Genomic DNA, 13,150 nt, shown 5'->3' on the forward strand with positions numbered 1-13,150 from the left:
AAAAGTGAACGGTTTATTTACGTTTAGTGAGTATTTCGTTACTCAACCACCAGCCGGCCATTGAGCGGCTGCACCGGGCGGCTGTTACCGTGTTCACCCAGCACCGCGCTAAACGCCTGCAGCTGCTGTGCGGAAGCCGTTACCGGTTGCTTCATCACCAGCCAGCGCACGCCTTCACTGCACGGTGGCGTGGTGAGTGAACCGCTGAAGCGGTAGTAACGGCGATCGGCGGGTAGCAGTGGCGTAATATCGACATCCTGCTGCAGCGTAGCCGGCTGATTGACCTGCGCCGGCAGCGTATCCAGCAGCGTCGTCAGCACCGGATTTGCCGCACCGGCTTCGAACATTACCCCGATTACCGCCAGCTGCTGTTGCTCGTCACTGAATACAAAGTGGCCCTCAAGCGGATAGCGTTTGCCGTCGATCAGGTTTTCGCTCGGGGTGTGGAAGTGAAACTGCTTCAGCGTGAAGGTCTCGCCGTCCAGCGTCAGCGTATCGCCCTGCTGCAGGTTGATCTGCACGGTGTGGCCGTTATTAACAATGGCGGCCTGGCGCGCCTGCAGTTCCAGCGTCAGCGCCGGCAGACTGGCATGCAGCGCCTGGCGAATATCAATCGGTGACTGATTCACGCCCTGCTTGCAGACGTGAAAATCAGGGGACAGGTCGCCCCACTGCTGTGGCTGTGCGTAATCCCAGGCGGCAGCCTGAACGTGAGCAAAAGGCGCTGCTGCCAGCAGCAGAGCGATCAGTGTGTGTTTGCTTTTCATCATCATTTATTCACTAAGCGATATATCAATGTTATGTGCCGCGCACGGCACGGTTAACAGGGATAGCGCTATCGCCTGGTGCAGCAGTCTACTGATTTCAATGTAAAGAAACGGCAGGAAAACGGGGCTGGCGGGGATTTGAGACAGGTCTCAGGCGGGGGAAATCGGGCCAGCAGTTGCTGGCCCATTCGTCGGTTAGCGGCGCACGCCAGTGATGCGACACCACTCCTCTTTTTCCGCCACGGCGTCCAGCGCAAAGCGCTCCGCATAGGCTTCACACACGCTTTCCGCCTGGCTGGCCAGCACGCCGGACAGACCGAGATGGCCGCCGGCTTTCGGCAGCACGCCAATCAGCGGCGCCAGTTCACGCAGCGGACCGGCGAGGATATTGGCGACCACCACATCCGCCTGCAGGTTTTCCGGCTGCTGGTGCGGCAGATACAGCGACAGGCGGTCGGCCACGCCGTTGCGCTCCGCGTTATCGCGGCTGGCCTGGATCGCCTGCGGATCGATATCAATGCCGATCGCCTGAGCTGCGCCGAGTTTCAGCGCGGCGATGGCCAGAATGCCGGAGCCACAGCCGAAATCGATCACCGTTTTGCCCTGCAGATCGAGACCATCCAGCCAGCTCAGACACAGCGACGTGGTGGGATGGGTGCCGGTACCAAAGGCCAGACCGGGATCAAGCATCACGTTAACCGCATCCGGATCCGGCACGTCGCGCCAGCTGGGGCAGATCCACAGGCGTTCACCGAAGCGCATCGGATGGAAGTTATCCATCCATTCGCGCTCCCAGTCTTTATCCTCGATTTGTTCGATCTTATGGCGGAAACCCGATCCCAGCAGCGGATGCTGGCTCAGTTCGGCCACTACGTCGTCCATGGCGGTTTCCGCGTCGAACAGGCCAGTCACATCGGTATCGCCCCACAGGCGGGTTTCACCGGGCAGCGGCTCATACACCGGGTTGTCGTGCGTGTCCTGAAAGGTGACCGACACCGCACCGGCGTCCATCAGCGCATCACTGAGGGTTTCGGCGTGCTCGCCGGTGCTGTTAATTTTGATTTGAATCCATGGCATAGCGTTTCTCTTTTATTCCAGGGCAGCATCGCGAGCATCAGGCGCGCTGCCGAACAGATTACCCACCAGGAAGGCCAGCAGGCTTAATGTCAACGATGGCACGATAGGGTGAAAGCCCCACAGTTCGATTTTCAGGCTGGCAAGCAGCGTATAGCATCCGGCCCCCACCACCATGCCACTGATGGCGCCCGCCGCATTGGCGCGCTCCCAGTACAGTCCCAGCACCAGCGGCCACAGAAAGACCGCTTCAAGGCCACCGAACGCCAGCAGGTTGAGCCAGATAATCATATCTGGCGGATTCCAGGCCGCCAGCAGCAGCAGCAGACCGAGCACAAAGGTGATGGTGCCGGAGAGCAGCCGCAGACGCGCCTCGTTCTCGCTGTGCTGCGGCGCGATACGCAGGTAAAGATCTTTGATCAGCGTAGCGGACGATTGCAGCAGCTGCGCATTAATCGTCGACATGATCGCCGCCATTGGCGCCGCGAGGAACACGCCAGCCGCCATCGGTGGCAGCACGGTGATCATCAGCGTCGGGATCACGCGATCCGGAATTGCCAGATTCGGCAGTACCGCGCGGCCGAGTGCGCCGGCCAGATGCATGCCGAGCATCAGGATCACCACCACGATGGTGCCAAGGATGATACCGCGGTGTAGCGCTTTGCTGTCTTTGTAGGAAATACAGCGCACGGCGGTATGCGGCAGCCCAATCACGCCAAAGCACACCAGCACGGCAAACGAGCTGAGGAAGGTCGGATTGATGACGTTGCCGACGCCTTCCGGTGACACCAGCTGCGGATCAATGCTGCGCAGTTTGGTGACCGCCGTTGCCAGTCCACCTGCCTGATGGATGACGGCAAACAGTAGCAGGAAGGTGCCAATCAGCATCACCAGCCCTTGCATGGCATCGTTGAGCACGCTGGCGCGAAAGCCGCCAAACGCGGTATACAGTGCGATGGTGCCGCCAAAAATCAGCAGCCCGGTGTCATAAGGAATACCGGCGGCCGTCTCCAGCAGGCGCGCGCCGCCGATGAACTGTACCGTCATGGCACCAATAAACGCCACCAGCAGGCTGATACTGGCCAGCCAGATGAGCAGCGGGCTGCGGTAGCGGCCATACAGCATGTCATTGAGCGTCACCGCGTTGTAGCGTCGTGCCAGAATCGCGAATTTTTTGCCCAGCACGCCGAGCGACAGCCAGACCGCCGGCACCTGGATCATCGCCAGCAGTACCCAGCCCAGGCCGTATTTATACGCCGCGCCCGGCCCGCCAATAAATGAGCTGGCGCTGATGTAAGTGGTGGTGATGGTCATCGCCAGCACAAAACCGCCCATCGAGCGACTGCCGAGGAAATACTCACTCAGGAAGTTGCCGTGGCGCTGTTTGCGCATGGCAAACACCGACAGCCCGGCAATCAGCACCAGATAGGCCAGCAGTGGCAGAATGATTTCAGTTTCCATCGTGGTCCTCCAGAGACATATCGCGGAACACCACGCGCACCATCAGCCAGCACAGGCCAATGAATAGCACGGGCGCGAACACGCAGGAGAACTCAAACCAGCGCGGTAAACCGGTGAAACCGCTTTGTGTGCCGCCGAGCCATGCGGACACGCCCCAGACGGCGAGGTACGCCAGCGTCAGGTACAGCGACCAGCGCGCCTCTTTGTTAGCTTGCAAAAAACGCCCATCCATCATGCAACCTCAAAGGCAACAAAAATGAAAAAGGCCGGTTTAACCGGCCTCTGCATTGCTCTGCGCTGCGCTTACTTCTCGTGCAGGCCGAGTTTTTTCTCCAGATAGTGGATGTTAGTACCACCCTGCTGGAAGTTTTCGTCGGTCATGATGCGCATCTGCAGATCGACGTTAGTCTTGATGCCGTCGATGATCAGTTCCGCCAGCGCATTTTTCATGCGCGCGATAGCCACGTCACGGTTTTCGCCGTAGGTGATCAGCTTACCAATCATTGAGTCGTAATACGGCGGCACGCTGTAGCCGGCATAGATGTGCGATTCCCAGCGCACGCCAAAACCGCCTGGCGCGTGGAAACGGGTGATCTTGCCCGGGCTCGGCAGGAAGGTGTTCGGGTCTTCGGCGTTGATACGGCACTCGACCGCATGACCGCGCACCACCACATCTTCCTGTTTGATTGACAGCGGCTGACCGGCAGCAATACGCAGCTGCTCTTTGATCAGGTCGACGCCGGTGATCATCTCGGTGACCGGATGTTCCACCTGAATACGGGTGTTCATCTCGATGAAGTAGAACTCACCGTTTTCATACAGGAACTCGAACGTACCGGCACCGCGATAGCCGATCTCCACGCAGGCGTTAGAGCAGCGCTCGCCGATGTAGCGACGCAGTTCTGGCGTGATGCCCGGTGCTGGCGCTTCTTCGACCACTTTCTGGTGGCGGCGCTGCATGGAGCAGTCACGTTCGGCCAGATAGATGGCGTTGCCCTGACCGTCGGCCAGAACCTGAATCTCGATGTGGCGTGGATTCTCGAGGAATTTCTCCATGTACACCATGTCGTTGTTGAAAGCCGCTTTGGCTTCCGCTTTCGTCATGTTGATGGACTGCTCAAGATCCTTGTCGCTGCGCACAACGCGCATACCGCGACCGCCGCCGCCGCCAGAGGCTTTGATGATCACCGGGTAGCCGATGCGCTTGGCGATGGCACGGTTTTTCTCCATGTCGTCGGTCAGCGAACCGTCGGAGCCTGGTACGGTCGGTACGCCGGCTTTTTTCATCGCGTTGATCGCTGACACTTTGTCGCCCATCAGGCGAATGGTGTCGGCTTTCGGACCGATGAAGATAAAGCCAGAGCGCTCAACCTGCTCGGCGAAATCGGCGTTCTCAGAGAGGAAGCCGTAGCCCGGGTGGATCGCAACCGCGCCGGTGATTTCGGCGGCGGAGATCAGCGCCGGGATATTAAGATAACTTTTGACCGACTGCGCCGGGCCGATGCAGACGGTTTCGTCCGCCAGCAGCACGTGCTTCAGGTCGCGGTCTGCCGTGGAGTGTACCGCCACAGTCTTGATGCCCAGTTCTTTACAGGCACGCAGAATGCGCAGCGCAATCTCACCACGGTTAGCAATGACAATTTTATCCAGCATGCTTCGCCTCGTTATTCGATGACGACCAGCGGCTCGTCGAATTCAACCGGCTGGCCGCTTTCCACCAGGATCGCCTTCACAACGCCGGATTTATCGGCTTCGATCTGGTTCATCATTTTCATCGCTTCAACGATGCACAGGGTGTCGCCAGCGTTCACTTTCTGACCCACTTCCACAAACGCTTTGGCGTCCGGGCTTGGGGTGCGATAGAAGGTACCGACCATCGGCGAACGCACGATGTGGCCGCTGACTTCAGGTTTAGCCGCTTCTGCAGCGACAGGCGCAGCAGCAGGTGCAACCGCAGCAGCCAGCGCAGGCTGTGGAGTCGGAACAGCATAAGCCTGCTGCATCATTGGGTAACCGACATTGGCAGGTGAACGGCTGATGCGAACCGACTCTTCGCCTTCAGAGATTTCCAGCTCAGCGATGCCGGACTCTTCAACCAGTTCGATCAGTTTCTTAATTTTACGAATATCCATGAGTGTGGTTCCGTACTCTGTTTAATTGGAATGTGACAGGCGTTTTACGGCCGTTTGTAAAGCCCACGAGTAGCCGTCGGCGCCCAGTCCGCAGATGACGCCGGCAGATACATCGGAAAGATAGGAGTGATGTCGGAACGGTTCGCGTGCATGCACATTAGAGAGATGCACCTCAATAAAAGGAATGCTAACCGCCAACAGCGCATCGCGCAGGGCAACGCTGGTGTGCGTAAACGCAGCCGGGTTGATGATGATGTAATCGACGTTGCCGCGGGCTTCGTGAATACGATCAATCAGCTGGTATTCCGCATTCGATTGCAAATGACTCAATTTCACATGGTGCTGGTCGGCCTGTTGCGTCAGATCGCTGACAATCTGCGCCAGCGTCGTGTGACCATACTTGTCAGGCTCGCGCGTTCCCAACAGGTTCAGGTTGGGTCCGTTTAACAGCAGTATGTGAAATTTATGCGCCATCTTGCGGCTATCTCCTGCAATCAGTGAGGCATCGCGTAAAATACCGCGACATCCTTCATTTGTCACTCTTCAGAGTGAAAAAGAAGACTTCGCTTGCAATAAAGCCGGGCATTATATCCGTTTCGAGGCAATTCGCAGCAAAATACTGGTCTTATCTGCGAAGTTGATCCGGCGAGGCCCGAAGGCCACACCTTTTAACAGATCTCGCAGCAGGAAAACAACCTTGCGGGAATTATCGGCGCAGAAGTTTACGCAACTTATTGTAACGCCAGCCTAACAGCGCCAGCGCCAGTAGCGCATAAATCCACGGCTGCGGTGACAGCACTTTCACTGACCAAAGATAGTGGACAGGCGCGAGGATCGCGACCAGATAGATGCCGTTGTGTAGCGTTTGCCAGCGGCGTCCCAGTTTGCGTTGGGCGCGCTGAAAAGAGGTGATGGCGAGAGCAAACAGAATAATCCAGCTGATCATGCCCAGTAACAAATAGGGGCGCGAGACAATCTCACTGCCGAGTAATCGCAGATGATCGTAACCCAGTTCCAGCAGATAGTAGCTGGTGAGATGCAGACAGGCCCAGGCAAAGCACCACAGGCCGAGCAGCCGGCGGGTACGAATCAGCAGCGGCTGCTTCAGATAACGCGTCAGCGGGCTCACCAGCAGCGTCGCCAGCAGCAGCTTCAGCGCCATGCGGCCGGTAAAATGCTGGATATCTTTCGCCGGATCGGCGCTCAGCCAGCCCTGATTTGCCGCCAGAAACAGGTACACCAGCGGCAGAAACGCCGCCAGATGCAGCACCACTTTCAGCAGCGTAACGTGGCGTAATGTCAGGCGCACTCAGTAGTTCTCCCGTAAATCGAGACCGCGATACAGCGAGGCCACCTCTTTAGCATAACCGTTGAACAGCAGCGTCGGCTGGCGTTCCACCTTGAGAATGCCGCCCGCACCGATAAAGCGCTCAGTCGCCTGCGACCAGCGCGGGTGGTTGACGTGCGGATTCACGTTAGCGTAGAAGCCATACTCATTAGCGGCGATCTGGCTCCAGGTGGTAGGCGGACGATCGTGCGTCAGGGTAATTTTGACGATCGACTTAATCCCTTTAAAGCCATATTTCCACGGCACCGTCAGGCGAATCGGCGCGCCGTTTTGCGGCGGCAGCGCTTTGCCGTAAACGCCGGTGCTGAGCAGCGTCAGCGGATGCATCGCTTCGTCCAGCCGCAAGCCTTCAACATAGGGATAATCCAGCCCGCCGCCGATAAAGCGGTCCTTTTGTCCCGGCATCTGATCGGGCGCGTATAGCGTCTGGAAGGCGACATAGCGGGCATTGCTGGTGGGTTCAGCCAGCTTCAGCAGCTTGTTGAGTTCAAAGCCTACCCAGGGAATCACCATCGACCAGGCTTCAACGCAGCGCATGCGATAGATACGCTGCTCCATGGCGAAGCGTTTGAAGATGTCGTCCATATCCAGCGTCATCGGCTTCGCCACTTCGCCCTCAATGCGCAATTGCCACGGGTCAGTTTTCAGCGTGCCGGCATTGGCGGCAGGATCGGCTTTGTCGAGACCAAATTCGTAGAAGTTGTTGTAGCCAGCGACTTTATCAAACGGTGTCAGCGGCAGGTCCGCCTGCCACTGGGCCGGTTTACTGAACTGCAGATCGCGTCCGGCAGGCGCCGGCGGCCTGTCATTGCCCTTAAACCAGCTCAGCACATCGGCCTGTGCGCCGCCGGGCAGACTGGCCGCGGCAGCGCCAAGCCCCAGCGCTTTCAGCACCTGGCGGCGGCGCAGATTAAAAATGCTTTCCGGCGTAACATCGGCTTCGGTAAGGATGTGCGTGCGCTTCATGGCGTTCTCCGGCAAATCGATTAACTGCAGCTAGCATGATCAAACGCTGCCCGGCGCGCCACTTTCGCTGGCTAAATGTGAAATTTCCTGGCCGGTGCGTTCTGTTGAGAATAGGACGAAAAAGCCGCCCCGGAAGCCAGCGCTTCACACTTTGACGTTATACTCGCGCCGCAGGATGGCGAAACCGGCGCCGGGCGGGCGCTGATTTGGATCGGTAATTGTGATAATTTGCTCAGGTTTGCACCAGCGCGGCTGGCGCGAACCGTGGGCTGGCGTTCATAAACCGCAGTGATACAGGCACAGGGATGCGATTAACAACCAAGTTTTCTGCGTTTATTACCTTATTAAGCTTACTGGCGATGTTACTGATGCTGGTAGGCTGCGCTTTTAGTTTTATCTGGCTGTCGCAGCAGCGCGTAGAGAACCGTGTGCAGACGCTGGCGACGGAAGTCGATAAAGCGCTGGCCAGCCAGTCACCGCAGGAACTGACGCAGTGGCTGACGCGCCTGATGCCCGTCATCAATGCCGAACAGCTGGAACTGCATCACGATGATACCGTGCTGTTCCGCCTCGCGCGTCATGAAAATCCGATGCTGGAAGACGAGCCCAACCGTTTCATTCAACTGGATGTGCCGCTGGTGCACGCGCCGGGCATGGCGCTGCGCGTGGTGGTGCTCGATCCCGCCAAAACCTGGTTCCGCTCGTTCACCGGTGCCTACACGCTGATTATCCTGCTGACGGTGGTGGCGATCATGTCGGCACTGCTGGTGATGACGCACCGCTGGCTTAACCGCCGCTGGCAGCATATGGAGCGGCTGGAGGCGCGCGCGGAGCGCATTCTGGCCGGCGAGCGCGCGCCACGCAGCGATACCATCGCCGAATGGCCGCCGAAAGCCAGCCGCGCTATCGATCTGCTGCTGGGGGATTTACAGGAAGCCGGCGAGCAGCGTCTGCGTATCGACACCTTAATCCGCACCTTTGCCGCGCAGGATTCGCGTACCGGCCTGAATAATCGCCTGTTTTTCGATAACCAGCTGGCCACGTTGCTGGAAGACCAGGAAGACGTTGGTACGCACGGTGTGGTGATGATGGTGCGGCTGCCGGACCTCGACACGCTACATGAAACCCTCGGACCGACGCTGGTCGATGAATACCTGTTCGACCTGGTGAACATGCTCTCCACCTTCGTGCTGCGCTATCCGGGGGCGCTGCTGGCGCGCTATTTCCGCAGCGACTTTGCCGTACTGCTGCCGCACCGCACTTTGAAAGAGGCCAACAGCATTGCCGACCAGCTGATCAACGCGGTGGATTCACTGCCGCCGATGCGCATGGTGGATCGTGATGACCTAATCCACATTGGCATCAGCGCCTGGCGCAGCGGCGAGTCGGTGTCGCAGGTGATGGAGAATGTCGAACTGGCCACGCGCCGGGCGGCGCTGCAGGGCGGCAACAACTGGTCGGTAGGCGAGGGCAATACGCTGGAGATGGGGCGCGGCAGCGTGCGCTGGCGCACCCTGCTGGAAAACACCGTAAACCGCGGCGGCCCGCGTCTGTACCAGAAACCGGCGGTGCTGCTGGACGGCAAAGTGCATCACCGTGAAATGCTGGCGCGCGTGTTCGACGGCGATAAAGAGGTGGTGTCGGCAGAGTTCATGCCGCTGGTGCTGCAGCTTGGCATGGCCGACAGCTGGGATCGTCAGCTGGTCATGCGTATTGCGGCGCTGTCGGAGGTCTGGCCGGATGAAACGCTGGCGCTGCCGGTGAATATCGATTCGCTGCTGCAACGGCCGTTCCAGCGCTGGCTGCAAAAATTGCTGCTGCAGTGCAGTAAATCGCAAAGAAAACGATTTTTATTTGAACTTGCTGAGGCGGATGTTTGTCAACACATCAATCGTTTAGTGCCGGTTTTCCGTATGCTGACCGCGTTTGGCTGTCGGATTGCGGTAGATCAGGCCGGATTAACGGTGGTGAGTAGCGCTTACATCAAGCAGTTCCCGATTGAGCTGATCAAGCTCGATCCGGGTCTGATTCGCAACATTGAGCGCCGTACAGAAAATCAGCTGTTCGTGCAAAGTTTGCTGGAAGTGTGTAAATCCACGCCCACCAAAGTCTTTGCCGCCGGTGTACGCACGCGCGCGGAGTGGCAAACGCTGGCCGGGCTGGGCGTCGCGGGCGGCCAGGGCGACTTTTTTGCTCCTTCGCTGCCGGTGAACAGTAACGTGAAGAAACACTCGCAACGTTACCGGATTTAGCGCGTCAGCCACAGATACGGCAGCAGGCGGCTATTTTTCGCCTTTATGCCGTGCGCAGCCGGCGCGATCGGCGGCGGGAAATGTTAGATTTTATGTCGGAATTCACCCGCGACCGGCGGGTGAATTTGCGTTTAGAGCGGCAGCTTAGCGCCGTTTAACGCCGGTGTCGGACGGCAGCACCGCCGCGAAAAATTATTCAGCCTGGTTTTTCACCGAAGCAGAACGTTTTTGCGCCTTGTAGCGGCTTCGCGTGGTTGGTAAAGTAGGCGGATTTTATTTTCCGCCCCCAGCTTGCAGGATTATCCCTTAGTATGTTTAAAAAATTTCGTGGCATGTTTTCCAATGACTTGTCCATTGACCTGGGTACCGCGAATACCCTGATTTACGTAAAAGGACAAGGCATCGTGCTGAACGAGCCTTCTGTGGTTGCCATTCGTCAGGATCGCGCCGGCTCCCCAAAGAGCGTAGCGGCTGTTGGTCATGATGCAAAGCAGATGCTTGGCCGTACGCCGGGTAACATCGCAGCTATCCGTCCGATGAAAGATGGCGTTATCGCCGACTTCTTCGTGACTGAAAAAATGCTCCAGCACTTCATCAAGCAAGTGCACAGCAACAGCTTTATGCGCCCCAGCCCACGCGTGCTGGTGTGCGTGCCGGTTGGTGCGACCCAGGTTGAGCGTCGTGCCATCCGCGAATCGGCGCAGGGCGCCGGTGCCCGTGAAGTGTTCCTGATTGAAGAACCCATGGCCGCGGCAATCGGCGCGGGTCTGCCAGTGTCAGAAGCGACCGGCTCGATGGTGGTGGATATCGGTGGCGGTACGACCGAAGTCGCGGTTATCTCCCTGAACGGCGTGGTTTACTCTTCTTCTGTGCGTATTGGTGGCGATCGCTTCGATGAAGCTATCATTAATTACGTGCGCCGTAATTACGGCTCGCTGATTGGTGAAGCCACCGCTGAGCGTATCAAGCATGAGATCGGTTCTGCTTATCCGGGTGACGAAGTGCGCGAGATCGAAGTGCGCGGCCGTAACCTGGCTGAGGGCGTGCCGCGTGGCTTTACGCTGAACTCCAATGAAATCCTTGAAGCGCTGCAGGAGCCACTGACCGGTATCGTCAGTGCCGTGATGGTCGCGCTGGAGCAGTGCCCGCCGGAGCTGGCGTCTGACATCTCCGAGCGCGGTATGGTGCTGACCGGTGGCGGCGCGCTGCTGCGTAACCTGGATCGTCTGCTGATGGAAGAGACCGGTATTCCGGTGGTGGTCGCAGAAGATCCGCTGACCTGCGTAGCGCGCGGCGGCGGTAAAGCACTGGAAATGATCGACATGCATGGCGGCGATTTGTTCAGCGAGGAGTAATTCCTCTCCGGCTGAGACCGTGGTCAAATTGCGCAGGGAATAGCGACGATACCCAAAATCAGCACAACGGCAGGACGATGGCCATCGCATGCCGCACGGCAGCCTCAGCAGCAGGCACCGGGCAGCAGCGGCACAACATCGTCACTGCGGTTTGCAGGATGCGGGGTAACTGGCGACGCTGCGCACGACGGCGTATAGCGTCCAGCCCTGGAGGCGTGAGTGCTGACACTCACGCTTCTTCCCTGATGTCGAGGAATTCGCAGAATTTATGAAGCCGATTTTTAGCAGGGGACCTTCCCTGCAGTTGCGCCTGTTTCTGGCCGTGATTGTGGCTATCGCGATTATTGTCGCCGATAGCCGGATCAGCACGTTCTCCCAGATCCGCAACTACCTGGACACGTCGGTCAGTCCATTTTACTTCCTGGCCAACGGGCCACGACAGCTTCTTGACGGCGTTTCCGAAACGCTGGCCTCGCGCCAGCAGCTGGAGCTGGAAAACAAAGCGCTGCGCCGTGAGCTCTTCCTGAAAAACAGTGACCTGCTGATGCTGGGGCAATACAAGCAGGAAAACGCGCGTCTGCGCGAGCTGCTCGGCTCGCCGCTGCGTCAGGATGAGCACAAAATGGTGACCCAGGTGATCTCCACCGGCACCGATCCTTACACCGATCAGGTGATCATCGATAAAGGCAGCGTCAACGGCGTATATGAAGGCCAGCCGGTGATCAGCGATAAAGGCGTGGTCGGCCAGGTGGTGGCGGTAGGGCAGATGACCAGCCGCGTGCTGCTGATCTGCGATGCCTCGCACGCCCTGCCGATTCAGGTGCTGCGTAACGATATTCGCGTCATCGCCGCCGGTAACGGCTGCAGCGAAGATCTGCAGCTGGAGCATCTGCCGGGCAATACGGATATTCGCGTCGGTGATGTGCTGGTGACGTCAGGCCTGGGCGGACGCTTCCCGGAAGGCTATCCGGTCGGCGTGGTGTCGTCAGTGAAAGTGGATACGCAGCGTGCCTATACCGTGATTCAGGCGCGTCCGACCGCCGGTCTGCAGCGTCTGCGCTACCTGCTGCTGCTGTGGGGTGCGGATAAGAACGGCGACATGCCGATGGCACCGGACGAAGTGCATCGCGTGGCCAACGAACGCCTGATGCAGATGATGCCGCAGGTACTGCCGCCCGCGGGCGAAATGGGGCCGCCGGCACCCGCCATGATGCAGCAAAATCAGCAGATGGGGCCGCCGCAGCCCGCCGCCAGCAGCCGTTCGCAGGGTAATCCGGCGAACTCGCGCGGAGGCCAGCCTTGAGTCGATATCGCAGCCAGGGGCGTTGGGTGATCTGGCTGTCCTTCCTTGTTGCGCTTATCCTGCAAATCATGCCGTGGCCGGATCAGATTTACATGTTCCGGCCATCGTGGCTGTTGCTGATCCTGATCTACTGGGTGCTGGCGCTGCCGCACCGGGTCAATGTGGGCACCGGCTTTTTCCTCGGCGCCATTATGGATCTGGTCGCCGGCTCAACGCTGGGCGTGCGTGCGCTGGCGTTCAGCATTATCGCCTATCTGGTGGCCTTTAAATTTCAGCTATTCCGTAATCTGGCGTTGTGGCAGCAGGCATTAATGGTTATGGTGCTGTCGCTGGCGGTTGATGTGATTGTTTTCTGGGCAGAATTTCTGGTCATCAACGTCTCCTTCCGCCCGGAAATCTTCTGGAGTAGCGTGGTCGACGGTATCCTGTGGCCCTGGCTATTCTTACTGATGAGAAAGATTCGCCGTCAGTTTGCTGTGCAATAAGGAATAC

The 13,150-nt window shown here is 58.5% G+C and carries 13 protein-coding genes; 4 read left to right on the forward strand and 9 right to left on the reverse strand.

Annotated features, from left to right (window positions below; genetic code table 11):
* Nucleotides 1–38: 38 nt before the first annotated feature.
* The 9 genes from E7738_RS15880 to msrP all read right to left on the reverse strand — a co-directional run bounded on the left by E7738_RS15880 (nucleotide 39) and on the right by msrP (nucleotide 7,748).
* Nucleotides 39–767: a carbonic anhydrase gene (locus tag E7738_RS15880; protein ID WP_031279827.1), complete on the reverse strand. Its 729-nt coding sequence runs from the start codon at nucleotides 765–767 to the stop codon at nucleotides 39–41.
* Nucleotides 768–962: 195 nt separating this feature from the next.
* Nucleotides 963–1,844 carry a 50S ribosomal protein L11 methyltransferase gene (gene prmA, locus E7738_RS15885; RefSeq protein ID WP_021508161.1) on the reverse strand — a complete coding sequence of 294 codons (882 nt, stop codon included), beginning with the start codon at nucleotides 1,842–1,844 and terminating at the stop codon, nucleotides 963–965.
* 12 nt (nucleotides 1,845–1,856) lie between these two features.
* The gene (gene panF / locus E7738_RS15890; protein WP_021508160.1) at nucleotides 1,857–3,302 is read right to left on the reverse strand and encodes a sodium/pantothenate symporter; all 1,446 of its coding nucleotides are present in this window, start codon (nucleotides 3,300–3,302) and stop codon (nucleotides 1,857–1,859) included.
* The gene (locus tag E7738_RS15895; protein WP_021508159.1) at nucleotides 3,292–3,534 is read right to left on the reverse strand and encodes a YhdT family protein; all 243 of its coding nucleotides are present in this window, start codon (nucleotides 3,532–3,534) and stop codon (nucleotides 3,292–3,294) included. The genes panF and E7738_RS15895 overlap by 11 nt, the downstream gene beginning before the upstream one ends.
* A 71-nt stretch (nucleotides 3,535–3,605) precedes the next feature.
* Nucleotides 3,606–4,955, reverse strand: coding sequence for an acetyl-CoA carboxylase biotin carboxylase subunit (gene accC / locus E7738_RS15900; protein ID WP_021508158.1), 1,350 nt, complete (start codon nucleotides 4,953–4,955; stop codon nucleotides 3,606–3,608).
* An 11-nt stretch (nucleotides 4,956–4,966) separates the two neighbouring features.
* Nucleotides 4,967–5,434: an acetyl-CoA carboxylase biotin carboxyl carrier protein gene (gene accB, locus E7738_RS15905; RefSeq protein ID WP_021508157.1), complete on the reverse strand. Its 468-nt coding sequence runs from the start codon at nucleotides 5,432–5,434 to the stop codon at nucleotides 4,967–4,969.
* A 21-nt stretch (nucleotides 5,435–5,455) separates the two neighbouring features.
* Nucleotides 5,456–5,908, reverse strand: a complete 453-nt coding sequence (aroQ, locus tag E7738_RS15910; protein WP_021508156.1) for a type II 3-dehydroquinate dehydratase — start codon at nucleotides 5,906–5,908, stop codon at nucleotides 5,456–5,458.
* Nucleotides 5,909–6,140: 232 nt separating this feature from the next.
* On the reverse strand, nucleotides 6,141–6,743 hold the full coding sequence (msrQ, locus tag E7738_RS15915; protein WP_021508155.1) for a protein-methionine-sulfoxide reductase heme-binding subunit MsrQ: 603 nt from the start codon (nucleotides 6,741–6,743) through the stop codon (nucleotides 6,141–6,143).
* On the reverse strand, nucleotides 6,744–7,748 hold the full coding sequence (gene msrP, locus E7738_RS15920) for a protein-methionine-sulfoxide reductase catalytic subunit MsrP (protein WP_021508154.1): 1,005 nt from the start codon (nucleotides 7,746–7,748) through the stop codon (nucleotides 6,744–6,746). It lies immediately after the preceding gene.
* A gap of 305 nt (nucleotides 7,749–8,053) precedes the next feature.
* Between msrP and csrD the strand changes: the two genes are divergently transcribed.
* The 4 genes from csrD to mreD all read left to right on the forward strand — a co-directional run bounded on the left by csrD (nucleotide 8,054) and on the right by mreD (nucleotide 13,143).
* Nucleotides 8,054–10,000, forward strand: coding sequence for an RNase E specificity factor CsrD (gene csrD, locus E7738_RS15925; protein WP_058759881.1), 1,947 nt, complete (start codon nucleotides 8,054–8,056; stop codon nucleotides 9,998–10,000).
* 311 nt (nucleotides 10,001–10,311) lie between these two features.
* On the forward strand, nucleotides 10,312–11,355 hold the full coding sequence (gene mreB, locus E7738_RS15930; protein ID WP_003855260.1) for a rod shape-determining protein MreB: 1,044 nt from the start codon (nucleotides 10,312–10,314) through the stop codon (nucleotides 11,353–11,355).
* 268 nt (nucleotides 11,356–11,623) lie between these two features.
* Nucleotides 11,624–12,658: a rod shape-determining protein MreC gene (gene mreC, locus E7738_RS15935; protein WP_021508152.1), complete on the forward strand. Its 1,035-nt coding sequence runs from the start codon at nucleotides 11,624–11,626 to the stop codon at nucleotides 12,656–12,658.
* The gene (gene mreD / locus E7738_RS15940; RefSeq protein WP_031279826.1) at nucleotides 12,655–13,143 is read left to right on the forward strand and encodes a rod shape-determining protein MreD; all 489 of its coding nucleotides are present in this window, start codon (nucleotides 12,655–12,657) and stop codon (nucleotides 13,141–13,143) included. Before mreC ends, mreD begins: the two co-directional genes overlap by 4 nt.
* The last annotated feature ends 7 nt before the right edge of the window (nucleotides 13,144–13,150 follow it).

Source organism: Pantoea sp. SGAir0430, assembly GCF_043549295.1.